At 39.5% G+C, this 24,812-nt stretch carries 22 protein-coding genes and 1 pseudogene; 16 read left to right on the top strand and 7 right to left on the bottom strand.

The features are described from left to right. The first annotated feature begins 32 nt into the window (after positions 1–32). From BW142_RS13110 to BW142_RS13095, 4 genes are all read left to right on the top strand, one after another. Entirely contained in the window at positions 33–791 is a 759-nt protein-coding gene (locus BW142_RS13110; RefSeq protein ID WP_076925136.1) for a HEPN domain-containing protein, read from the top strand. 2 nt (positions 792–793) lie between these two features. Next, positions 794–1,549, top strand: a complete 756-nt coding sequence (locus BW142_RS13105; RefSeq protein WP_076925135.1) for a hypothetical protein — start codon at positions 794–796, stop codon at positions 1,547–1,549. 187 nt (positions 1,550–1,736) lie between these two features. Further along, positions 1,737–2,234 (top strand): (2Fe-2S)-binding protein, encoded by a 498-nt coding sequence (locus tag BW142_RS13100; protein ID WP_007376163.1) that lies wholly within the window; start codon positions 1,737–1,739, stop codon positions 2,232–2,234. Then, positions 2,231–4,492 carry a molybdopterin cofactor-binding domain-containing protein gene (locus BW142_RS13095; RefSeq protein WP_076925134.1) on the top strand — a complete coding sequence of 754 codons (2,262 nt, stop codon included), beginning with the start codon at positions 2,231–2,233 and terminating at the stop codon, positions 4,490–4,492. Before BW142_RS13100 ends, BW142_RS13095 begins: the two co-directional genes overlap by 4 nt. A 63-nt stretch (positions 4,493–4,555) precedes the next feature. Here the strand turns inward: BW142_RS13095 and BW142_RS13090 are convergent, their stop codons facing one another. Further along, positions 4,556–4,753, bottom strand: a complete 198-nt coding sequence (locus BW142_RS13090; RefSeq protein ID WP_008132353.1) for a CsbD family protein — start codon at positions 4,751–4,753, stop codon at positions 4,556–4,558. Positions 4,754–5,026: 273 nt separating this feature from the next. Between BW142_RS13090 and hrpB the strand changes: the two genes are divergently transcribed. From hrpB to BW142_RS13075, 3 genes are all read left to right on the top strand, one after another. Next, on the top strand, positions 5,027–7,453 hold the full coding sequence (gene hrpB / locus BW142_RS13085; protein ID WP_076925133.1) for an ATP-dependent helicase HrpB: 2,427 nt from the start codon (positions 5,027–5,029) through the stop codon (positions 7,451–7,453). A 91-nt stretch (positions 7,454–7,544) separates the two neighbouring features. Beyond that, a complete protein-coding gene (locus tag BW142_RS13080) occupies positions 7,545–8,009 on the top strand; it encodes a nuclear transport factor 2 family protein (protein WP_076925132.1) in 465 nt (154 codons plus the stop codon). A gap of 15 nt (positions 8,010–8,024) precedes the next feature. Further along, complete coding sequence (locus tag BW142_RS13075) at positions 8,025–8,369, top strand: hypothetical protein (RefSeq protein WP_076925131.1); 345 nt, start codon at positions 8,025–8,027, stop codon at positions 8,367–8,369. A gap of 84 nt (positions 8,370–8,453) precedes the next feature. Here BW142_RS13075 and BW142_RS13070 read toward each other — a convergent pair whose 3' ends face one another. After that, positions 8,454–9,278, bottom strand: coding sequence for an alpha/beta hydrolase-fold protein (locus tag BW142_RS13070; RefSeq protein ID WP_076925130.1), 825 nt, complete (start codon positions 9,276–9,278; stop codon positions 8,454–8,456). Between the two features lie 32 nt (positions 9,279–9,310). Then, entirely contained in the window at positions 9,311–9,526 is a 216-nt protein-coding gene (locus BW142_RS13065; RefSeq protein WP_076925129.1) for a hypothetical protein, read from the bottom strand. Positions 9,527–9,696: 170 nt separating this feature from the next. Here BW142_RS13065 and BW142_RS13060 point away from each other — a divergent pair, with 170 nt between their 5' ends. The 4 genes from BW142_RS13060 to BW142_RS13045 all read left to right on the top strand — a co-directional run bounded on the left by BW142_RS13060 (position 9,697) and on the right by BW142_RS13045 (position 14,964). Beyond that, positions 9,697–11,604 (top strand): DUF1800 domain-containing protein, encoded by a 1,908-nt coding sequence (locus tag BW142_RS13060; RefSeq protein WP_076925128.1) that lies wholly within the window; start codon positions 9,697–9,699, stop codon positions 11,602–11,604. Positions 11,605–11,613: 9 nt separating this feature from the next. Beyond that, the gene (locus BW142_RS13055; protein ID WP_076925127.1) at positions 11,614–12,954 is read left to right on the top strand and encodes a DUF1501 domain-containing protein; all 1,341 of its coding nucleotides are present in this window, start codon (positions 11,614–11,616) and stop codon (positions 12,952–12,954) included. A gap of 107 nt (positions 12,955–13,061) precedes the next feature. Next, positions 13,062–13,775 (top strand): DUF1499 domain-containing protein, encoded by a 714-nt coding sequence (locus BW142_RS13050; RefSeq protein WP_076925126.1) that lies wholly within the window; start codon positions 13,062–13,064, stop codon positions 13,773–13,775. Positions 13,776–13,917: 142 nt separating this feature from the next. Next, positions 13,918–14,964, top strand: a complete 1,047-nt coding sequence (locus BW142_RS13045; RefSeq protein WP_076925125.1) for an NAD(P)-dependent alcohol dehydrogenase — start codon at positions 13,918–13,920, stop codon at positions 14,962–14,964. A 75-nt stretch (positions 14,965–15,039) separates the two neighbouring features. On the opposite strand, the gene BW142_RS13040 is transcribed toward BW142_RS13045, so the two are convergent. Further along, positions 15,040–16,245 (bottom strand): MFS transporter, encoded by a 1,206-nt coding sequence (locus BW142_RS13040; RefSeq protein ID WP_076925124.1) that lies wholly within the window; start codon positions 16,243–16,245, stop codon positions 15,040–15,042. A gap of 358 nt (positions 16,246–16,603) precedes the next feature. On the opposite strand from BW142_RS13040, the gene BW142_RS13035 reads away from it, so the two are divergent. The 3 genes from BW142_RS13035 (at position 16,604) to BW142_RS13025 (ending at position 21,403) form a co-directional block, all read left to right on the top strand. Then, complete coding sequence (locus BW142_RS13035; protein WP_076925123.1) at positions 16,604–17,902, top strand: PAS domain-containing methyl-accepting chemotaxis protein; 1,299 nt, start codon at positions 16,604–16,606, stop codon at positions 17,900–17,902. 132 nt (positions 17,903–18,034) lie between these two features. Then, the gene (locus BW142_RS13030; RefSeq protein ID WP_076925122.1) at positions 18,035–20,170 is read left to right on the top strand and encodes a TonB-dependent receptor; all 2,136 of its coding nucleotides are present in this window, start codon (positions 18,035–18,037) and stop codon (positions 20,168–20,170) included. A 270-nt stretch (positions 20,171–20,440) separates the two neighbouring features. After that, a complete protein-coding gene (locus BW142_RS13025; protein WP_076925121.1) occupies positions 20,441–21,403 on the top strand; it encodes a TDT family transporter in 963 nt (320 codons plus the stop codon). A gap of 2 nt (positions 21,404–21,405) precedes the next feature. Here the strand turns inward: BW142_RS13025 and BW142_RS13020 are convergent, their stop codons facing one another. Continuing rightward, positions 21,406–21,597 carry a DUF2986 domain-containing protein gene (locus tag BW142_RS13020; RefSeq protein WP_083707585.1) on the bottom strand — a complete coding sequence of 64 codons (192 nt, stop codon included), beginning with the start codon at positions 21,595–21,597 and terminating at the stop codon, positions 21,406–21,408. A gap of 136 nt (positions 21,598–21,733) precedes the next feature. Here BW142_RS13020 and BW142_RS13015 point away from each other — a divergent pair, with 136 nt between their 5' ends. Further along, positions 21,734–23,221, top strand: coding sequence for a dipeptidase (locus tag BW142_RS13015; protein ID WP_076925232.1), 1,488 nt, complete (start codon positions 21,734–21,736; stop codon positions 23,219–23,221). A gap of 49 nt (positions 23,222–23,270) precedes the next feature. Here BW142_RS13015 and BW142_RS13010 read toward each other — a convergent pair whose 3' ends face one another. After that, a complete protein-coding gene (locus BW142_RS13010) occupies positions 23,271–24,047 on the bottom strand; it encodes an EAL domain-containing protein (protein ID WP_076925120.1) in 777 nt (258 codons plus the stop codon). Positions 24,048–24,265: 218 nt separating this feature from the next. Between BW142_RS13010 and BW142_RS13005 the strand changes: the two genes are divergently transcribed. Next, positions 24,266–24,445 (top strand): 2TM domain-containing protein, encoded by a 180-nt coding sequence (locus tag BW142_RS13005; protein WP_076925119.1) that lies wholly within the window; start codon positions 24,266–24,268, stop codon positions 24,443–24,445. Between the two features lie 185 nt (positions 24,446–24,630). Here the strand turns inward: BW142_RS13005 and BW142_RS13000 are convergent. Further along, positions 24,631–24,812 (bottom strand): annotated as a pseudogene (locus BW142_RS13000) (IS4 family transposase); the annotation flags it as partial.

The raw sequence follows: 24,812 nt of genomic DNA, 5'->3' as shown, positions 1-24,812 counted from the left end.
CATTATTTAAACATAAATTATAAGGAAATATTTTGAGCTCTATAAAAGAAGTTTTATTTGGTGAACAAGAGAAACAGGCTGAAAAATGGGTTCGCGAAAGGCTTACTGATCAAAATTTAACAGTTGAATCTGAGGAGTGGCAAAGTTTACTCAATGACTATTCAGCTTATCAAGATTATTTAAATGATGAATATGAATGGATTTCAGAGATAAAATGGTTAAAAGAAAATGGCTCAGTTGATATCTATCAAAATTTTGTGACTGAGTTAACCAATATCAAAAAACTTGCTGAAAATTCACTTTCTGAACCTATACCTCTTAATGAAAATTTAATAATTAAAATGTGTTATTCATACTCAGTAACACTTCTTGAAGCTTTTTTAGGGGACACAATAAAAGCCTTAATATCTGAAAATAGTGTCTATCTAAATAATGCGTTAGAGCGTGTGGATCAAATAAGAAATACGAAATATTCATTATTTGATTTATCTAAATCAGGAATGGATTTAAGTGGGTTGGCAATTAAGTGCGTTAGCGAGGTATTATTTCACAAAATTGATAAAACCATGGAAATGTACAAAAAAGTACTTGGTTGTAAAATAAATATAGACACTTCTAAAGTGAAATTAATCATCGACATAAGGCATGATATTGTTCATAGAAATGGGTATACCAAAGAAAATGAGGTAATTGATATTCTTCCTCATGATTTATATCAGGCTATTACTGATATAAAAAATCTGGTCGATAAGTTGCAGAAAATAATAGCGAATCAAAAACTAAAGGACTAAGAATGAAGTATCTAAATTTCATCTTCTTTTGCTTATCACTACTTTTCACATCACACATATTTGCGCTTGAGCAAAAGTATCACGAGAGTGTTTTACCTGTTATTGCTGCTTTTAAAGCGCATGATAAAACTGCGATTGCAGCACTTATTCGCTACCCGCTAAAACGACGATATCCCATACCTGACATTAAAAATGAAGCCGAGTTTATTAACCGCTTTGATGAAGTATTTAATGATGAGCTAGCGGCAGTTATTGCCAGTTCAAACATTAAAACTGATTGGGAGAAAGTAGGTTGGCGCGGCATTATGCTAAATAACGGCGTTATGTGGGTTGATACTGATGGTAAAATTATCGGTATAAATAGCGGAACATCTAAAGAGCAGACACTTGCAAAAAGCTTAATCGAAGACGATAAGCAATCTTTGCATTCAAGTATTAATAACTTTGAAAAACCAGTACTCGATTGGAGAACAGCTAACTACCATATTCGTGTTGATGATTTAGGCGATCATAATTATCGATATGCAGTGTGGAATATTGATAAAAGAGCAAAGGATAAGCCTGATATGGTTTTATTTAACGGCGATGTAACGGTTAGTGGCACTGGCGGTAATCACCATTATACGTTTAAAAATGGACGTTATAGTTACATACTACATGTAACCATTATTGGCTGTGATACATCACCACCAGGTTGGCTTGAAGTCTATAAAGACGATGAGCAATTGTTGTCTGAAGATGTTATGAGCACTTATTAATGTATGTTTTAGTATGCTTGATAATGTAGATCTGTTTTTAACAGTAAAACGTTCTAATAATTAGTATTTTTATAAAACAGATCTAAGTGGTAGGCTAAAAGTAGTAAGTATAAAATAGTAAGTAATTAAAAATAGTTCTCGCGCAACAAGGAACCCTCCTGTAAAGCGCTTTGCCAAGGAGTTTAGTATGATCACGCTTACCATTAATGGTAATAAACATGAGTTTTCTGGCGATCCGTCAACGCCAGTATTATGGTATCTCCGAGATGAATTGAATTTAACAGGGCCTAAATTTGGCTGTGGTATGGCTCAGTGCGGTGCGTGTACCGTGCATATTGATGGGGTAGCTCAGCGCTCGTGTGTATTACCTGTAGCGGCAGCAGCAGGGCGTTCAATTACGACAATTGAAGGGCTAAGCGAGCAGGGCGACCATCCAGTGCAACAAGCATGGGTTGAGCATAAAGTACCGCAGTGTGGTTTTTGCCAGTGCGGCCAAATGATGCAAGCTGCGAGTTTATTAGCAGCAAACCCAACCCCAACTGACGATGAAATAGTAAGTAATATGTCGGGAAATATTTGCCGTTGTGGTACATACCCGCGCATTCATAAAGCAATTAAATCAGCCGCTAAAACAATGGCGAGTGTTCAATATTTTGACCCAAATGAACAAGGGGAAGAAGTATGAGCCAAGATAACAAATATTTTGATTTAAACCGCCGTAAGTTTTTAAAAACCAGTGCAATAGGTGCATTGGTACTTGGTACTTATTTTGTAGGCAGTGCGCCAAGAGCATTCGCGGGTGTGTTAGAGCAGCCATCTGAGCAAGCAAAGCGCGCAAACTTATTTATTGCACTGCGCCCAGACGGCATGGTTGAAATAACCTGTCATCGCTCTGAAATGGGTCAGCAAATTCGCACCGCGATTGCACAAATAGTTGCCGATGAAATGGAAGCCGCGTGGGATAAGGTTATTGTTATTCAGGGTAAGGGCGACCCTAAATATGGCGATCAAAATACCGATGGCTCGCGCAGTATTCGCTACAACATGCAACGCCTGCGTGAAATGGGCGCAAGTGTACGTTACATGATGCAGCACGCTGCCGCTAAGTATTGGAAAGTTGACCCGCAGACCTGTACAGCCAATCAACACGTTGTTACACACAGCTCAGGTAAATCGCTTACTTATAAAGATTTAATAGACTTAGCGCTTACAATAACGCCACCAGAAGCTGACAAACTAACACTTAAAACACGCAAAGAATGGCGCTACATTAATACTGGCATGGCGCACATAGATTTAGCCGATTTAGTAACAGGTAAAGCAATATTTGCAGCCGATGTACGCGAACCAAAAGCGCTGGTGGCTATAATTGAACGCCCGCCGGTAGTAGGCGGTGTTGTTAAGTCATTTGATGCCAGTGCTACAAAAGCGATAAACGGCGTTGTAGATGTTATTGAAATTCCTGCACCAAAAGGCGCACCGCAGTTTCAGCCAAAAGGCGGTATTGCGATTATAGCTAAAAACACATGGGCTGCATGGCAAGGGCGTAAAGCATTAAAAGTCGTGTGGGATGATGGCAAAAATGGCGATTACAATTCAGAAGAATTTAAAAAGTCATTACTAAACACAGTACAAACTCCACAGGCAAACATACGTGATAAAGGCGATGCCATGGGCGTGTTGGCTAAATCGAGCAATAAACTCGTAGCTGATTATTACGCGCCGCATCTTGCTCAAGCACCAATGGAGCCGCCGTGTGCAACAGCTATGTACAACAAAGACAGTGTTGATATATGGGCTGCTACGCAAAATCCACAAGCCGATATGAAAACAGTGGCTGCCATGCTTGGCATGGATGAGAGCAAAATTAATGTTCACGTTACCATGTTAGGAGGCGGCTTTGGGCGTAAGTCAAAACCTGACTTTTCAGCAGAAGCAGCTTACCTTTCAATGAAAGTAGGCAAACCTATTCGTGTGCAATGGACGCGTGAAGATGACATACAACATGGTTTTTACCATGCGGTTTCGGCTCAGCATATTGAAGCATCGCTAGATAAAAATGGCGCTATAGAATCTTATTTACACCGCACCGCGTTTTCACCAATTACGTCTACCTTTTCAGAAGGGGCGACTACGCCAGGAAGCTTTGAACTGCGTTTAGGGTTTACCGATAACCCAATTAACACACCTAACATGAAGTTAGAAAACGGTGATGCGCAAGCCAAAGCACGAATTGGTTGGATGCGCTCTGTATCAAATATTTTTCATGCCTTTGCTATTCAGTCATTTATTGGCGAAGCGGCGCACAAAGCCGGTCGCGACCAAAAAGACTATTTACTAGACACCATAGGTCCGAGTCGCATTGTTGATGTAACTGAGCAAAATGCCACATACGATAATTACGGTGGCGATAAAGAGGTTTACCCTTTAGATATTGGCAGACTGCGCCATGTTATTGAAAAAGTAGCTGACATGAGTAAATGGGGGCGAGAACTTCCTAAAGGGCGAGGTTTAGGCATAGCAGCACACAGAAGCTTTTTAACTTACGTAGCTACGGTAGTTGAAGTAGAAGTGTCGGATGCTGGCGATTTAAACGTAATTAAATCGTGGGTTGCCATTGATGCGGGTACGGTTGTAAACACCGACACCGTTAAAAACCAAACCCAAGGTGGCTCTATTTATGGGATTACAACTGCAATCAGCGATGGTATTACCTTTGATAAAGGCCGCGTGCAGCAAAGTAACTTTCATGATTATCGCGTACCGCGTATGAGCGACTCACCTCTTGAGATTGAAGTTGAAATAGTACAAAGTGATGCACCACCAGCAGGGGTAGGCGAGCCATCTACACCAGTTTATGCGCCAGCATTATGTAATGCTATTTTTGCAGCGTGCGGAAAGCGTATTAGGCAGTTACCGATTGGTAACCAATTAAAAGCGTAGCTAAATAACCTACAGCTTAAACAAAAAAACCGCCAAAATGGCGGTTTTTTTAGAAGTTAGCGATTAGTGAGTTTTTTCAAACTCATCAACTTCACGCTCTGCTTCTTCTTTAGATTTACCATACTGCTGTTGGATTTTACCAACTAGCTCTGTACGGCTACCTTCAATTTTGTCTAAATCGTCGTTGGTAAGATCGCCCCATTTTTGTTGAGCCTTACCTTTAAGTTCGTTCCAATTACCTTTCATACGATCGCTGTTCATAAGTTTCTCCTTACTTAGATTTAATTAACGTTCAGTATAAAAGGAGCAAGGCGTGTACCAATAAGTAAAATTTTCATTTTTCGTTTGTAATCATATTGTTATGTTTTTATTGAGCAAGTAATGATTAATGCTGTGAGCACATCCTTAAAAAATATACAGAGCGGTCTGTAATTATTTCTGATTATGATGCTCTTTATAACCACATAGCTTTAGCGGCGCGTTTATTCTTGGTTTTTGCTACAATGCCTGCAAAGTAATTTAGGGTAAATAGCTGTGCTGCCGGTTCAAGACATATATCAACAACTCGTTACTACATTACAAAGTAATCCTATTACGTTATTACAAGCGCCGCCTGGTGCGGGTAAATCTACATGGTTGCCGTTACAACTTATGCGCGATGGACATTTTAAACGTATTGTAATGCTAGAGCCTCGCCGTTTAGCTGCACGTAATATTGCCAGTTATTTAGCAAAGTGCCAAAACGAGAGTGTTGGGCAAAGTGTAGGTTTGCGGATTAGGGGCGAGAGTAAAGTAAGCGCTAATACGCGCCTCGAAATAGTCACCGAAGGCATGCTCACACGCATGCTGCAAAACGACCCCGAATTAAGCGATATAGATTTACTAGTATTTGATGAATTCCATGAGCGCTCAATTGCAGCCGATACTTCACTTGCCTTTGCTTTAGAGACCCAAAGTGCGCTGCGCGAAGATTTAACCATCATGCTTATGTCGGCAACGCTAGATACTGAGCGTTACACAGCATTTTTTGATTGCCCTGTAATTCAATCAAATGGTCGCAGCTACCCAATAGACGAAGTATACATACCCATAAAAGATGAAAGCCGCTGGCTTGATGCAATCCCTACCATAATAAAACAAGCACTTAATGAGCAAACAGGTAGTGCATTGGTATTTTTACCTGGGCAATTTGAGATACTACGCGTGCAACAAGCACTCACCGACTTACCTAGTAACTGCCTAGTTGCCACGCTATTTGGCGAGCAAGATAAAGCTAATCAGCAAGCTGCTATTGCCCCTGCACCAAACGGTATGCGCAAAGTAGTGCTTACCACCAATGTAGCCGAAACCAGTTTAACTATTGAAGGCATACGCATTGTAATTGACAGCGGCAAGCGCCGTGCAGCTACCTTTAATTTAAAAACAGGGGTTACTGAGCTCACAACACAAAGTATATCGCGCTCGTCTGCTGTGCAGCGTGCTGGGCGTGCGGGGCGAATAGAGCCGGGTATTGTATATAGGCTTGGCTCAAAGCAAACCTTTGAGCGACGTAATAGCCACGACAATCCCGAAATACTCACATCAGACATAAGCCAACTTATGCTTGAGGCAAAGCAGTGGGGAGCCAGTATTGATGAGTTAACCCTACTTGATAAGCCCACTGAGCAACAAGGCGAGCAAGCAAGTAATTTGCTTAATATGCTTGAAGCTATTGATAGCAAAGGTAAGCTCACACCGCTTGGCAGTAAAATGTTAGGTTTTGGTGCTGATATTCGTTTGGCGCATATGCTATTAAAAGCACAAATACTTGATGACCAACTCCCTGGTATTTTTAGGCTCGCTATTTATTTAGTGGCATTACTTGAGAGCCGAGTAAATAGTGCAAACGAGTTGAGTTTAGCGCTGCATAGCCAGCAGCAACGTCCGCATCCGGTATTTAAACAACAGTTAAAATATTGGCAAAGCCGCTTAAAAGTAAAAGACGAAACCAGAAAATTAAATACGCATTATATAAGTTTGCTTGTGGCACTCGCTTACCCCGATCGCATCGCTAAAAAACGCGGTAATGGTTATTTACTTGCCAATGGTGCAGGTGCTGAGTTAAATGCAGATTACTGGCACAACGACGATTACTTAGCCATAGCAACCATGGGCGGGCACAAAGGTGGGCGTATATTTGCAGCCACCGCACTTAACCCATTTGAGTTACAAGAATTTTTACCGCATTTATTTAGTGAACTTACTCGTTGTGAGTTTGATGAAAAATCAGCGCGCTTTATTCATCAAGATGAAGTGAAACTCGGGGCTATAACGCTCAGCAGCCAGCCTAGTAAACAAAAACTAGATAAGAGCGAGCGTGCTAAAGCGTGGCTTAGCTTATTTACTAAACACGGTTTTGATTTATTTAACGAGCAACCTGATGCGCAACAATTGCTGATACGTATGAGCCTAGCAAGTAATTTAATGCCCGATAAATTCCCGCAAATAAACGAGCAACAACTTATTCAAAATGCAGCGCAGTGGCTAGGCGTGTTTTTAGAAGATATTAAAACGCTCACGCAGCTTAAAAAGTTTAACTACTTTGAAGCATTACAAAACTGCTTTGATTGGCAACAACAAACCACGTTAAAAGCTTTGTTACCTTTGCGCTTAACGGTGCCCAGTGGCTCAAATATAAAAATAGAATACCAACTTGATGGCCCCGCAAAGCTAAGCGTGCGTATGCAAGAAGTTTATGGCTTGACCAGTACGCCTATGCTTGCCAATGGTAAATTGCCATTGCTTATGGAGCTGCTATCGCCAGGTAAACGTTCATTGCAACTTACTCAAGATTTAGCCCACTTTTGGGCTAGCAGTTACCGCGATGTGCAAAAGGAAATGAAAGGCCGCTACCCTAAACATTTTTGGCCAGACGACCCAGCCAACAGCGTTGCAACAAATAGAGTAAAGAGCAAAATGTAGGTGTTAATTTACTTAAAACTGATTTTGTTTGATTATTGAACTTACTAAGGTAATGTACCTATAAAATATTTTTAACTACAGGGAATAGTCAATGAGGTTACTTTTAACGTTAGGTTTGGCTCTAGTAACTGCTTTTTCGGCTTATGCTGAAAAGCCACTCGACTTAAATGCATTTGCGCAGCAATACTATAAAACAATGACCGCCACACAAGCACCTAACGCAGGTGCTAAAGAGCTTGAGGCTTATCTTGCATTGTTAACCGATGATATTGGCAATCAGCATATTCCGTATCAACCGGATGACTCACGTACTCCTGATGGCAAAGAGCAGATGCGCAAAGGTATGAGTTTTTACTTAGGTGCGCACACGTTGTTTGAGAGCACACTGCTTAATACATTTGTGTTTAACAATACAGGCTTTGCTATTCGTTATAAAAACTATGTAAAAGGTATTCATCCGCAAAGTAAGCAGCCAATAGAATACACCTCCACAATGATGGAAGTAATAGAAGTTGAAAACGGTAAAGTGGCGATGATCCGCAAGTATCACGAATAACAAATAAGGATATATATGAAACATTTACTTATCGCATTATCAATATTAATGCTCAGTGCATGCGTTAGCACAAAAAATGATTTTAGATTTGATGGCTCCACACCAGAGACAACTCAAGTGGGAGTTAATAAAGTTTTAAAAGCATTAAAGCCTCAAGATTCCATGCGTTTTTTAGGCGCTTTAATCGCAATTCAGTTTTCTGACGTGCAAAGCGCAGAAGATATAATAGGCGACCCGACCATGATGGGGGAAATGAATTACTTTATTATTGGCAAAAAAATAGATGGTTTAAATTATTACGAAGTACTGGATCTTGCGAGTTCGTCTCCATCAAAAGTTGAATTTTCTGTAGAAGAGTAAAATTATTTTGTTAGTTACAATATAATTTTACGCCAATGATGCAGTGCATTATTGGCGTTTTTATATGAAATTATTTATATTTAACTATTCGGGATGATAGTTCATTTTTTTAAAAGCGTCGTATACAGCTAAATGTAGTGTTTCAGTGTGATCTAGGTTTTCAAAATAGCCAAATTGTACTTGGCTTTTACTACTAAGAATAGGCGTGACTTTTTTATGTAATTGCTTTGCTAAACCTTCCATTAGCTCACCTTCTTTACCTACACCAATATAAACCGATTGAGGAAAGGCAGTTGGCTCAAAAGGGCCATTTAGTAATTCATTATCGGCCCACCATAGGCTTGGGCTAATTATTACGTAATGATTAAACATTGCAGGGTGATTAAACAAAATATCGGTAGCTAATAGGCCACCTAACGACTGACCAATTAAAGTGCTTGTTGAGTTGGTACGGTAAGTTTTATTGATCAGTGGGCGTAGTTCGTCGTTTATAGAACTAATGAACTTTTTTGAGCCACCGTGCGTTGGCAAGTCTTTTAAATCGAGGGCATTATTACTCGGTGATGTAAAATCGTGTTTACGATCGATATTTGCTATACCCACAACGATGGCTTCGGGTATATGGTTTATCCACGGAAAAGAAGCAAATTGTACAAGCCCTGCAATATGAATAAAGTCTTCATCTTTTGAGCCATCGAGTAAGTAAATAACAGGGTAATGCTTATCGCTTGATTGCTCATAACTATTAGGTAAGTAAACGTTTATAGTGCGTTGCTGCTCAAGCGTGGTTGATTTAAAGGTAAAGGTTTCACCAATACTAAAAGGTTTTGTTTTAATCGGTTCTGCATGGCTTAATAAGCTAAAAGCTAAACATATTATTGTAAATAAACTTAACATTTTATTTTTCATTAGATTGCCTTTAGTTATTGTTATCACTTAATTTAAACTTCTTTACCGCCATGCTTTTCTGCTAGGTCGTCGAGCTCTGCTGAGGTGTAATCAAAACCACTTTCGTCGTATTCGTATATCACTTTTACACTATCGCCGCCATTAAAAAGTCGTGTTTTTACATCGTTAACCGGCCAGTCTTTGAGCTCGTGTAAAAATCGGTTAGCAACTTGTGAAGATTCAAAACAATAGCGAATTTCTGTTTTCATAAATAATAAAGCTCTGGCTGTTTACCCCAGCTGCTAGCGCATTATTAATGGGGCGTTCATGATTCGGTTACAAAAAATAAAGAGTTAAATTGTAAATTTTGTGTTTCAATAAATGCATTAAACTCGGTACACACTAACGTACTTTAATTAACAAATGATGACGACTTTACATGCATTATAAATTTGCCCTTATCGCAAGCTCGGTTTTTATACTAAGCGCTTGCGGTGGTTCAGGCTCCGATGATACGCCAACCGTTAACGGAAATAAAATCCCCATTTTGTCAGTCGCTGATATTCCTAGTGAATTAAGTAAAGGCCAAACAATTGAGCTAACAGCAACAGCCAGTGATAAAGACGGCACTATTACATCTGTTGTGTGGCAACAAACGCAAGGGCCTGAACTAATTAGTGGGCCTTTAGAGGCAACAACTACTTCAGTAACACTGCTAAATGCGCAAAGTTACAAGCCTGTTGATTATGCTTTTTCGGTAACAGCAACCGATAACGAAGGGGCAAGCAGTGTAAAAACGCTAAGCTTTACTGCACGTAATAATATGGATGACATTAGCGCCGCACGGTTACTACACCAAGCAACAATGGGACCTAAGCTTAGTGAAATACAAAACGCACAAGGTTTAAGCGAGCAGCAATGGCTTGATAAACAAATAGCGCTACCTATTAATTATCACCGTGATTATTTAGTAAAGTTAAATGACGATGATGACTTTAAATACATAAGCCGCATAGACGCATGGTGGAAGGCAGTAATGCAAAGTGACGATCAACTTCGTCAACGTGTTGCATTTGCGTTAAGTGAAATATTAGTAGTGTCGGATGAAAACAGTGCCTTAAGAGGCCAACCTGAGGGCATGATCACTTATTACGATTTGCTACTAAAGCATGCCTTTGGTAATTATCGTGACTTACTCGAAGAGGTCACGCTTTCGCCTATTATGGGAACTTACTTAAGCCATTTGGGTAACGAAAAAGCAGACGATGCACTTAATATTCGCCCAGATGAAAATTACGCACGTGAAGTAATGCAGTTATTTACTATTGGCCTTGAAGAGCTAAACCTAGATGGCAGCGCCAAGCTTGATGCACAAGGTAATACTATTGCTACTTACGGACAGGTCGAAATAGAGGGTTTTGCACGCGTATTTACTGGTTGGACGTTTGCCGATAGTGAAACATTTAAGCGTAAAAGTCGTGACTATATTAAACCAATGGAAGCATTTGACGAGTACCATTCTAGTAAACAAAAAACCTTACTAAATGGCGAGGTTATACCACAAGGTTATACAGCAGAAGAGTCATTGCAAATAGCGCTCGATAATTTATTTAACCATCAAAATGTTGCGCCATTTATTACTAAGCAACTTATTCAGCGATTAATTACGTCAAATCCAACCCCCCAATACGTTGAACGAGTAGCTAATGTATTTATTGATAATGGCGCCGGTGTACGCGGCGATTTAGCGGCTGTAGTAAAGGCTATATATTTAGATGATGAAGCACGGCATTTTGGCTCAGTGCTTAACTATCAAGGTAAAATTAAAGAGCCTATTTTAAAAACCGTACAGTTTTGGCGAAATCTCGATGCTAAATCTTTGGCTGGTTACTATAAAACATGGAATTTAATAAATAGCTACGGGCAAGGACCCATGCAGTCGGCTTCGGTATTTAACTTTTTTAGGCCTGATTATCAAACCGCAGCTTTGCGAAATGAAGGTATTGTTGCGCCAGAGTTACAAATAGCAAACGATGCGACACTGATTGGCACCATGAACGCGCTTTACGCAAGTTTAGTGTGGAGTACCGCTGAAGCACACAGTGATTTAAATTCAAATGGTATTTATGTTTATATTCAAGACGACATGAATGTTTTAGAGAAAAACGGTGTTAGTGCGCTATTAACTCAGTACAACACGTTATATTTTGCAGGCGCAATGAGCAGTGGCACACGCCAAGCATTACTTGATTTAGATGCCTACTTTAATGAAGAGCAATACCGTGAACGGGTTTCGTATTTATTATATATGATTGCTATTTCACCTGAATTTAACGTGCAGTATTAGGAGCGCATAATGAGCATTAATAGAAGAGAGTTTTTGTCGTTATGTGTAAAAGGCAGCGTATCGGCTGCCGCGTTAACGAGCCTGCAATTACAAGCATTAACTGGAGCGACTAATGCCGTTGAGCTAGGTGATTATAAAGCATTAGTGTGTGTGTATTTATACGGGGGGAATGATTCGTTAAATATGCTCGTTCCGCTTGAAGGCGAGCAACGGAGTTTGTACAAGCAAAGCAGGCAAAACCTAGCGGTAGAGAGCCCACTTGAGCTAAGCATTAAAAGCCAGTTTGCAGGTGGCGTAGGTATTCATCCTTCACTTGAACCGATACAAAATGTGTTTGAATCTCAAAATTTAGCATTTATAGGCGGGGTAGGTACTTTACTCGCTCCCACAACATTGAATGACTATAAAAATAAAACAATAGGTTTGCCTAAGCATTTGTTTTCGCATAACGATCAGCAAGCTGCGTGGATGTATGGTCGAGAAAAACAATCACTTAATAGCGGGTGGGGCGCACGACTTTTAGAGCGTTTAGAGTTACAAGATGAGTTTGCAGCTAATGTATCACTCGACGGTACTAATTTATGGCAAACGGGAAGTGCTAGCAATGCATTTGCGCTTAACAAAAGCGGCATTAGTAGTATTAACGCGTTTGGAGGGTATCAACCTCGTAGCGAGCACGTAACCGCTATTATGAACCGCTTACTAGGCAATACGAGCCATCCGTTAAGTACTGCTTATGCCAATGGCTTAACAAGTGCGATAAATAACACTCAAGCAATGAACAGCGCGTTAGAAAGCGCGCCTGCACTTATTACCCCATTTAGCGATAATAGCCTTAGTGAGCAATTTGCCGCAGTCGCTAAAACAATTAGCGTACAGGCAAAGTTGAGTACTCAACGCCAAGTGTTTTTTGTTTCTATGGGGGGGTATGATACCCACGACAACCAATTAACAACGCACCCTGCTTTATTAAATACGTTAGCTCAAGGGTTAAGTGAATTTGATAGTGCGATGAAAGAGCTTGATATGGCTGATAAAGTGACTACGTTTACTATGTCTGATTTTGGTCGCACGTTGACCTCAAATGGCGATGGCACTGACCATGGTTGGGCAGGGAACCAAATAGTAATGGGCGGCGCAGTAAAAGGCGGCAATATATATGGCGAGCTATTAACTCAACATTTGGATGGCGCACAAGATACCGGTGGCGGGCGTTTAATTCCAAGTGTTGCTAATGAGCAGTACTTTGCCACATTGGCTCAGTGGTTTGGTGTGCCAAGCTCTGAGCTTGTTGATATTTTTCCAAACTTGAGTAACTTTGATCACACAACATTGGACTTTTTTGTGTAATTAGTCGCTAATAGTAATCTAAAAGCGCTTGTTAGTAGTATAAGCTACTGTTTAATAGTGCTTAATTGTTTTAATAATAAAAAATCACACAATATAGGAATCATAAAATGAAAGTTTTAGTGAGCTTAGTTAGTCTAATCGCCTTTTTACTCGTCATACTGCCGGGGCCTTTGTATAAATTTGGTATTGTAGAGCTAGGAACTGCGTTTGCTGGTTTTAAATTTGGTGTTTACGCTGGTGGCGCTGCATTGGTGCTACTTATAGTACAAGCGTTATTTATGCGTAAAACGTTAACGCTAAGCAGTGGTGTTATTGCGCTTGTGTTTTCGGTTGTGGCTATTGCTATGCCACTTAACATGATGAACAAAGCTAAAAGCGTACCGGCAATTCATGATATTTCAACAGATTTAGTTAACCCACCAAAATTTGTAGCAATTGCGCCACTGCGTGTTGAAGCACCAAATCCAGTAGAGTACGCAGGTGAAGAAACGGCAGTACAGCAACGCAAAGCATACCCTGAACTGGCAACGTTAAGCTTTGCACAATCTAAAGCCGATTTGATGGCAGCAAGCGAACAAGCAGTTAAAAATCTTGGTTTTGCAGTGGTAAGTGCAAACACGGCTACAGGTATTGTAGAAGCTACTGATACAACCACATGGTTTGGTTTTAAAGACGATGTGGTAATTCGTATTAAAGATGAAGGCAGCCAGCGTTTTGTTGATATTCGTAGTAAATCGCGAGTAGGGCGTAGTGATTTAGGAAAAAATGCAGAGCGCATTCATTCAATTATTAATGAACTAAACAGCTTACTTGCAAAATAATTAAATTTAGCGCCCTAGTACTAACGATTGAGCCCAAACACTGTTTGGGCTTTTTTGTGCCTATTTTATATTGTCAGGTTCTATTCACGGGCTATGGACTATGCTGTTGATGATTTAAATTTTTAACCACTATGGAGTTATTATGAAAACAGTAGGATATGCAGCAAAAAGCCAAGGTTCTGAATTGACAGAGTTTTCTTTTGAGCGCCGCGATTTGCGAAATAACGATGTAGAAATTGAAATTTTATACTGTGGTGTGTGCCATTCAGATTTACACGCCGTACGAAATGATTGGGGTGGCAGTGACTACCCGCTAGTACCTGGGCACGAAATTGTTGGTAAAGTTATGTCGGTAGGTAGCGACGTTAAAAAATATAAGCAAGGCGACACAGTTGCTGTGGGTTGTATGGTTGATTCGTGCCAAAGTTGCGATCAATGTGATAACGACGAAGAGCAATTTTGCCGCGAAGGCATGGTTGGTACGTACGCAGGCAAAGACCGCGTTAGTGGTGAAATGACCCAAGGTGGATATTCTAAGCATGTTGTTGTACGCGAAGAATTTGTACTTTCTGTACCAGAAAATTTAGACCTTTCACGCGTTGCACCGCTACTTTGTGCAGGTATTACTACGTATTCGCCACTTCATAAGTGGGGAGTACAAAAAGGTAGCCGTGTTGGTGTTGTTGGTCTAGGTGGGCTTGGTCACATGGCCGTTAAAAATGCAGTTGCAATGGGCGCAAGCGTTACGGTAATTGGCCGTAGTGAGTCTAAAAAAGATGATGCGGTTAAATTAGGCGCTCAGCACTATTTAGTGTCATCTAATGATGACGAAATGAAAGACTCGCAATCTGCCTTTGACGTCATTATAGATACAGTCCCTGTAAAACATGATTTATCTATTTACACACCGCTACTTGATGTAGATGGTACATTAGTTATTGTTGGCCAAGTTGGTCCTGTAGATGAGCTAAGCACGGTGCCATTATTAATGGGTCGCCGTCGTATTGCAGGTTCACTTATTGGTGGTATTGCAGAAACACAACAAATGCTCGACTTTTGTGGTGAAAACAACGTGCTACCTGAGTGCGAAATGATCAACATTGACGAAATTAACACGGCATACGAGCGTATGGAAAAATCTGACGTACGATACCGCTTTGTTATTGATATGGCATCGTTAAACGCTTAATTTACTAGGTAAATTAAAAATAAAAGAGCCGCTAATTAGCGGCTCTTTTTGTATTTTAAATTAACTCGAACTCAGTTAATTAGTAGCTTGCGCTGTTGGTTGCTGTTTGTTTAGTTGTAAGTAACTTAATAGCCACATACCCAAACCACCTAAAAACAATGCAGCTGCTACGTAACCTGTTTGATTAGGTGCAGCACCTTGCGCTATTGCTATTCCGCCAACCCAAGGACCTATAGCATTGGCAGTATTAAATGCGCACTGTACTAAGGCACCAATCATAGCGTGGCCTTCGGGCGCAACGTCCATTAAAAGCGTTTGAATCAGCGTAGCCAAGCCCACACTGCAACCAATAAAGAAGATCACCGCGTAAAGAGCCCAAATATTATGGCTTGCCGTTACATATGCAAAGGCAAATACAATAGTACATACAAGCGCAAGGCCAGTCGTTTTAATTGCTGATTTATCGGCAGCTTTACCCAGTACATAGTTACCGAGTGTACAACCGATACCAAACATTACCATTGCGATAGAAATAGTATACGGAGCTGTTTTTGTTACCACTAATATGGTGTCGGCAATGTAAGTATAAATACAAAACACTCCGCCAAAGCCAATAATTACAATACCCAAAATGGACCAAACCAGTTTATTTTTAAGTACGCCAAACTCGTTTAGTAAGTTAGAAGGCTTAGCGTTATCGATACTAGGCACTACTTTATAAACAAAAACAAAAGCAATAAAGGCCAGTACTGCAGCGCCAGCTAAACAATAACGCCAACTTAAATTTTGACCTACAAGTGTGACTATAGGCACGCCAACAATAGTAGCCACAGTTAAACCCATAAACACCTTTGACATAAAGCTAGCACGTTTACCTTTTGGGGCAATATCAGATGCTAATAAAATAGCCGCGCCAAAATATGCACCATGAGGTAAGCCACTTAAAAATCTAAATATAACCAACTGCTCAAGCGAGGTTGCCATTGCACTGAGCCCATTTGAGACAAACATTAAGCTTATAAAAATGAGCAATGCTTTGCGCTTTCTCATATTAGCAGTTGTTAGCATTAAAATAGGCGCCCCCACTACAACACCAATGGCATAAGCACTAATTGCATAACCACTTTGTGATGGCGTTGAGCCAAATGTTTCGCTAATTAATGGCAGCATAGGCATCATCGAAAATTCAGATAATCCTAAAATAAATGTGCCAAGCGCTAATACGAGTAAAATAGCAGTTCTGTTAAGTTGACTAGATGCCGACGTTACATCTGATGTCATAGATGATCCCTTAGGTTTAATTTAAAAATAAAACTGCACAATAAATTCTGAATAGAAAATATTATATGTATGCTTAAATTTTGGTGTGAGAGGGTAGTCTGTGAGAGCGTTATTTTAAGTTAAAAAAAGTACAGAGTCATGCATAAATTAGTGGTTTTGTTAGGTTTTTAAAATGTTAATTAGAAGAAAACACTACTTAATATTTATAAAATAAAAAAACTATTTATAAAGCAGGTGCCTATAAGGTATTAAATATTAGCAGAAAGGCTATTTAAAGCTTATATTTACAGTATAGTTACATATTGATATCACATTGATTTGCTAATGTTTGTACTAATTTACTCCTTAAGGTTTTTATATGTTTGGTATTTCTAAAAGAAACGCAAAAATTGAAGAAATGGAGCTTCAATTAATTCAAAAGCAGTCTGTATTATCTGCAATTAATAAGCATGTAGCTTATATAGAATTTACACCTGAAGGAATAATATTAGACGCAAACCAATTGTTTTTAAAAACCATTGGTTACAGTAAAGAGAAAATAATAGGTAAGCATCATCGTATGTTTTGCGAAAGTGAGTATGCCAGCTCACACGAATACAGTAAGTTTTGGCAAGAATTAAAGGCTGGTGACTCTAAAGCAGGAGCGTTTCTAAGATATAAAGCGAATGGCGATAAACTTTGGCTTGAAGCAACTTACTTCCCGGTAGAAGAGCGCGGCGTCGTTACCAAAGTTATTAAAATAGCCTCTGATATTACAAATAGTTACATACAAAGAAAAGCGCAAGAAGCTATTGCAAACGCACTCGATAAAGCATTAGCCACCATAGAGTTTACCCCTGAAGGTAATATTTTAAAGGCGAACCAAAACTTTTTAGCAACAGTAGGTTACAGCTTAAAAGATATTGTAGGTAAGCATCATAAAATGTTTTGTACTGAAGTATTTTATGAGAAAAACCCACACTTTTGGAATGAGTTGGCACAGGGGCAATTTAAGTCAGGAAAGTTTAAACGTATTGCCGCCGATGGTTCAGAAATTTGGTTAGAAGCAACTTATAACCCAATTTTAGATAGCAAAGGTAATGTAATTAAAATAATTAAGTTTGCGTCGAATATCACTGCCCGTATTAAAAATAATAGTGCTGTAACTGAAGCTGCTGCAATAGCATATGAATCGGCGGTATCTACTGCGCAAACTGCTAAAAAAGGCTCTGAAATATTACAAAGCTCTGTCTCAAACTCCGACGCGATTGTAAGCCAAGTACTTAAATCGGTAGATTTAATTAAAAACCTTAATGAACAATCCGCTGTAATAGGTTCCATTGTTTCTACAATTAGCAGCATTGCCGATCAAACTAATTTACTGGCTCTTAATGCCGCAATAGAAGCAGCGCGTGCTGGTGACTATGGCCGAGGTTTTGCCGTAGTAGCTGATGAAGTAAGGCAGCTGGCAGCTAGTACGAGTAGTTCAACTAATGAAATAGCAACGGTTGTTAAAAATAACCAAGAGTTAACCAACGATATATCAAAGCAAATAACGTCAGTTTCAGACTCTTCAGAGCAAGGGCGAGAGCTTATTGCTAATGTATCTGAGGTTATTAAAGAGATTGAGCGCGGAGCTGATATAGTTTCTCAAACAGTCGCTAAGTTAAATGCTTAATTTATTGTATGACCTTTAGATAAAACACACCTAACAACGTTCTAAATTGATAAAGTGCGACAATATGTCGCGCTTTTGCTTTTGCAGTTCACACTATAATTACGCCAATTATTACAGTGGCATAAATTAACAATGGTTTATAAAAGCAAAACTCAAAAAACTTACTTACTTTCCCCTGTCGCACTTTTTATTAGCGGTGTGCTATCTCCTTTTGCATTTGCCGACGATACGCCTTTAGAAGTAATTGAAGTACACGGACATGCTCAAAATAAGCATTTAGCACTTGGTTCGTCAGAATCGTTATTAAGTGATTTAGGTGTCGACTTTTCAGCAGCGGGCGGCGTATCTAATCTACCTATTTTAAATGGTTTAATGGGCGACAGAGTTAAAGTGTTAATTGATGGTGCAGATGTAACCGCTGCATGCGCTAATCATATGAACCCCCCACTTTCGTATATCTCGGCTAATCAAATTACGTCTTACAATGTGGTTGCAGGCGTGTCACCAGTAAGCGCGGGCGGAGATAATATTGCCGGTGTAATAAGCGTTAATTCTATTTCACCACAGTATAGCGATAGCAATGAATTAGGTTGGCACTCAGGTTATGTGTCAGCAAAGTACAGTAGCGTTGATAACGGACGTAAACTTGGCGTGGGTGCACGTTTAGCAAGTGATACGTTTAGCCTTAATTATCAAGGTTCGTTTAGTGACGCAGATAGCTATGAAGACGGTAACGGCGACGTAGTACTTGATACATTGTACCGAGCACAAAATCACAGTTTAACCGCAGCTATACGCGATGATAAACAGCAATTAGTTATAAAGCTAACCCATCAAAAAATCCCGTATCAGGGATTTGCAAATCAGTATATGGATATGACCGATAACACCAGTTACGGTGCAATAGCTCAATACAAGCGCTTCTTTGAAAACAGCGAGCTTGAAGGGCAAGTTAACTGGCATAGCGTAAAGCACGAAATGGGTTTTTTCAGTGAAGAAAAAACAGGCATGATGCCAATGAAAACTGATGCACAAGATATAAGTACGCAGCTAAAATGGCGTATCGCGCTTGATAAAAACAGCAGCATTTTAATCGGTCAAGAATATTACAATTACAGCATTGATGATTGGTGGCCAGGTATTGAAGGCTCAACCATGATGGGCCCCAACGATTACATAAATATAAATAACGGTAAACGAGAGCGGATAGCGGCATTTGCAGAATTTGAGAGCCAAGTAAATACAAAGTTATGGTTAAACGCAGGTATACGTATTGAAAGTATTAATACCCACGTTGGAGAGGTTCAATCATACAACGATGGTATGAGTATGATGAGCATGGGCGGTATGGTTATGGATACTTCTATAAATAATGCTGTTGCAGCTAAGACATTTAATGCTGGAGACAGAGATAAAACCGACACCATAGTTGATGCTAACTTATTAATTAACTACCAAATAACAAATTATGATGAGCTGCAATTTGGTCTTGCCCGTAAAAACCGCGCGCCTAATTTATACGAGCGATACAGTTGGGGTGTAAGCACCATGGCAACCACCATGATTGGTTGGTATGGCGATGGTAATGGCTATATTGGTAACCCTGATTTAGACGTTGAAACTGCGCATACAATAAGTGCTACTTATATTAAATCGGCTAAAGATGACCGTTGGCGATTAAGTACCAATGTGTGGTATACCGATGTGAGCGACTATATTGATGCTGATATTGTAAGAAGCTTCAATAGTTATGACTTGGACAACACGGCGCGTAACATTTTTCAGTTCACTAATGTAGATGCCATTTTGTATGGTGCAAAAATAGATTTAACAGCCAACATTTATGAATCTAAGGATTTAGGTAACTGGCAGTTACGCGCCAATGTTACTAACACTAGAGGCAAGCGCGACGATACTAACCAGCCGCTTTATCAAATTAAACCACTGCAAACCCAGCTAGGTATTAGCCAGCAACTAGGTCGATTTGAAAATGCATTATCTTGGCAGTGGGTAGATACTAAAAGCCGTGTAGATAATAATCGTTTTGAAAACCAAACAGACAGCTACAGCTTGGTTAATTTAAGCTCTAAAGCCACATGGGATGCATTAACGCTAAGCGCAGAAGTGAGTAATGTGTTTGATGAGTATTACCAACTCCCACTCGGTGGTGTAAGTATTGCGGCACTTAAGCAAGGTAGTAGCAGCGGGTTTGAACAACTTGCAGGGCAGGGGCGTTCATTTAATGTAAGTGTTAGTTACGCGTTTTAATTAACGTCATATTCAAATTTAAAATAAAGCAAAAGCCATAACCACGTTATGGCTTTTTTTGCGCTTTAATAACTAATAACTAATAACTAATAACTAATAACTAATAACTAATAACTAATAACTAATACGTAAGCCGTAAACTTATTTTATGAAATGTTTGTACGCAAAAAGCGTTCTATTAAGCACGCTTATACTAATTTTACAGCGTTACTATAAGGCAATGCTGTAAAAAGCAGTAACTTGTTCATCACCCAATGATTAGGAAATACAGTGTTTAAGCAATTTAAAAATAAAGTGATGGGTGCGCCAACAGCCATGGCCGGTTTAGCTTTAGGTATTGCTAGTATGGGATGGACATGGGAAAACGTTTTTAATTTAAACTCCCAAGGGCAATTTTTGGGAGCGGTACTAGCTGGCGTATTAGTTTTACTTTTGGCTGCTAAGTTTTTACTACACCCTCATTTATTAAAAGCCGATTTAGCACACCCAGTTGCAGGAAGTGTGATCCCTACATTTGCAATGGCTAATCTTGTTATTTCAAACTCAGTTGGGCAATTCAACCCATTAGCTGGTGATATTATGTGGGTTTTAGCTTTTGTGCTGCATCTCACATTTTTGGTGAGCTTTTTATACCAGCGGGCAAAAAAGTTTGATTTTGAAGATATGGCACCTAGCTGGTTTGTGCCACCAGTGGGGATAATTATTGCAGATGTTACTTTTTCGGGTAATCCGACATTAGCATGGTTAGCTTATAGTGCGTTAGTTATTGGTATATCAACGTACGCCATAATGCTGCCAATTATGTTTTATCGTTTTTTATTAGCCTTAAAAAGTGACTACGAAATACAGCCTACACTTGCCATTTTAGCGGCGCCTGCCAGTTTAACATTAGCGGGGTATTTTCATATTGTAGCTAATCCATCACTTGTTATAGTGGGCGCATTATTTATATTAGCGATAATAAAAACACTGATTGTTTATGTGTTATTTATAAAGTTATTACGCAGACCTTTTACGCCGAGCTACGCTGCTTTTACATTTCCAATGGTTATTGGGGCAACTGCATTATTTAAAATGAAAGACTGGATGCAAAGTATAAACCTCGCAATGCCATATGTAGATACAGTTAATTACTTAGCTACGTTTGAACTTATAGTTGCCACGGCAGTGGTATGTTATGTAAGTGGTCGGTACTTTTGCCACTTTAAATTATCAAAGCAACAGGTAACGTAAAGTTACTCTTGGATTACCTGTGGCTCATTATTTTCTTGCTCAGCTAGTTTTTCGCGCTCAGCTTTTGACACATAACCAGGTTTGTTGCTTTTGTGTAGTTTAGCGTTAGTGCGTTTATCTTTCTTTTGAAATTTAGTGACGATTTTTTTACGACGGTTCACAATTAAATGCCCTGTTAATTTTAAGTCGCGCATTATACAACCACCCTATAAAAGCTGCTATATAAATATTCAGCTTAAGTTACCTGTGTGTTTAGCGTAAAGAGCTATAAGTAAGCGCTTCATAGCGTTATAATTACCGCTCTTAGTTATTAATTAAATGGGAATTGTTTTGAAAAAGTTAGCTTTAGCCAGTATTGCTTTATTTGCGTTTGGTGCTCATGCGCAGTTAAATAAAAATATTGATAGCGTTGCCGATTACGCAGTAAATACCTACCAAAATGCTCAAATACACACACTAACTAACTTAGTGGCTTTTCCGACGGTTAATAAAAGCGACATTACAGCTCCTCAAAATCCCGATTTTATTGGCTTTAAAGCACTGTTAAAAATGAAAGCCGCAGAGCTTGGTTTTGACTATCAAGATTTAGGTTACACCGTATTAATAGGTATGGGCGAGCAAAGCGAAAAAGTAACGGTAGTAACGCACGGCGACGTGCAACCGGCTAATGCCAGCAAATGGAAACAAAGTCCTTTTATTATTGATACGTCTGAGCCAGGTAAATTAGTTGGCCGTGGTACTGAGGACGACAAAGGCGCAATAGCGACAGCGCTTTACGCCATGAAAGCAATTAAAGATAAAGGCATAACGCTTAATAATCGTATTGAGCTAATGATTTATCTTGCTGAGGAGTCTGATTGGGGTCCGCTTACAGAGTTTATGAAAAAGTACGAGCAGCCAAAATATGCAGTTACGATTGATGCATCATACCCTGTAGTGGTTGCTGAGAAAGGCTGGAGTTTAATTGCGCCTACCTTTAATGCAACATCGCCACAATCGGGTGTGTATGTAAGTGATGTTACTGGTGGTGCGTTTAGAAGCCAAATTCCAGAAGACGCAAGCTTAGTTCTGCACAATGCAGACGCGGTACTTATTGATACATTAAAGGCAAAAGCTAAAAGATTAGATAAAGTTGAATTTAACTTTAGTGAAAAAAGCAATGGCTTAGCAATAAGTGTTAAAGGTATGTCGGCACATTCATCAGAGCCAGAGTCAGGTATAAATGCCATTGCGTATTTGGCTGAATTATTTAAAGGCGTGGAGCTTGAAAATAATAGCGACGGCGAGCTAATCGACTTTGTAAACCAGTTAATTGGGTTAGACATTCACGGTAAACAATTTGGCGAAATAGCCTATAAGCACGACTTTATGGGCCCGATGACGGTTGCACCAACAGTTATTGAGCGCGATGGTAATGCGCTAACACTTGCTGTAAATGCACGTCGCCCTATGGGTAAAGACGAAGCTGTACTGCAAAAGCAAATTGATGATGCACTCGCGAATTGGCAGGCTGCTAACAATGTAACGCTTGCTAACATAGAAACAATTATTGGCACACCTATGCTACTTGATGGCGCGCCACATGCGCAAAAGCTACTTGATATTTTCAAGCATTTTACGGGTGACGAAAAAGCTGACTTTGTATCGATTGGTGGTGGCACTAACGCAAAGCTTTTTGATAACGCGGTATCGTTTGGTCCTTCAATGCCAGGTAAGCGCTACACAGGTCACTCAGAGCATGAATTTATGACACTTGAGCAACTAGAGCTTAATTTGCGTATGTATACAGCTATGATGATAGAGCTGGGTAATATGTAGTTTTAGCATTACTTAGATTCAATAAGATATAAATAATAGGTGTTGGGCATTAATCAGCACCTATGTCCTCAAAATTTACTTCGGGCAAGTTTTCAAAGATTGGTTTGGCAAATAAATACCCTTGCATAAGCTCAACACCTGCGTTCTTTAGCCATGTATATTCTTCTACTGTTTCAATTCCTTCAGCCAGTGCGGTAATGTTTAAGTCGCGAAACATATTTAAGCAATGAGTTACTATTAATTGGCGCTTTTTATCGTTGCTTATATCGCGTATTAGCGCCATATCAAGCTTGATAATATCTGTTTGAAAGTCAGCCAGTAGATTTAAACCAGAATAACCTGCACCAAAGTCATCGGTAGCCGTTTTAAATCCGAGAGACTGGTAGTAATCAATAACGCGTTTAATGTGTGCGGTGTCTTCTATTTTTTCTACTTCAGTAAATTCAAACATAATATTTTGAATTGGAAAGTTATACTTTTTTGCAGCTTCTAGTGTGGTGCGTATACATCGCTCTGGTTTATAAATAGCATTAGGTAAAAAATTAATACTTAGCATTGATGTTATGCCTAGCTTTGAAGCTAGTTGAATGGCCTTAATACGGCAAAGCTGATCAAATGCATAGCGGTTGTCTTCATTCACTTTTGAAATAATTGAATAGGCAGACTCGCCATTTAAACCTCTAACCAGCGCTTCATAGCCGTAAATGAGATTAGTTTTACAGTTTATAATCGGTTGAAAAGCCATAGAAAAATCAAATTCGAGATCGTTAGCGTCAGCACAGTTACTACACGTCACTTTTTCGCAATCTTTTGATTTTTCGCTCATTTAGCTCATCCTCTTATGCATATTTGTTTAGGTTAGTTGAGATTAGATTCTAACACAAATAGATTAAAGTATTGTTTTTTATGTTTTTATACGTAATAAATAACTATGTAATTAAATGAAAAATAATGACTAATGTCAGATCACTTAGTGACATTTGGCAGGTGTGTACGTTGCTTATTAAAACAATAATAGCGACATACATTACTTGGAGAATATAAATGAGCAATACAATTACAATAGGCAAAAAAGTTAAAGCATATTTACTTATTTTAACTTTGCTAAGCGTTATAAATTTACTAACTTCGCCTAGTTATATCTGGGTAGTATGGCCAGCGCTTGGGATGGGAATTGGGCTAGTAGTAAGTGCTTTGAGTAGGAATAAACCTAGGGCGTGTTGATTTTTGTGGATTGAAATTTATTCAATCTAGGGGCGATTTAATCGCGGCGTGAGGTTTGTAACCTAGTGGGCTCGATAACTGCTCCTGCGTTATTCTACTGGCTTACATCCATTTAAGAATAAGTAAAAACCGAGCAAAGCTTCCGCGTCCTGCTCACGCCCCTTACCTACAACCCTGTCTCTTGATCACAACTTTTCTGTCTGCTGAATTGATATTAACAATTCGGCAGATTCGACCATTTCTGCTAATTTCAACCACCCCTTCCAGAGTGCTTTTACGCCAACTCGACCATTTCTTTTACTGTCATACCACCCTCCCAATTTCGCTAAACTATAGTACAGCCAATGAAGAGACGGTACTTTATCCG

This window comes from Pseudoalteromonas sp. EB27 (assembly GCF_001974875.1).
GTDB lineage: Bacteria > Pseudomonadota > Gammaproteobacteria > Enterobacterales > Alteromonadaceae > Pseudoalteromonas.
Note: the sequence above shows the minus strand (reverse complement) of the source record. Positions and strands in the feature narration are given on the sequence as shown.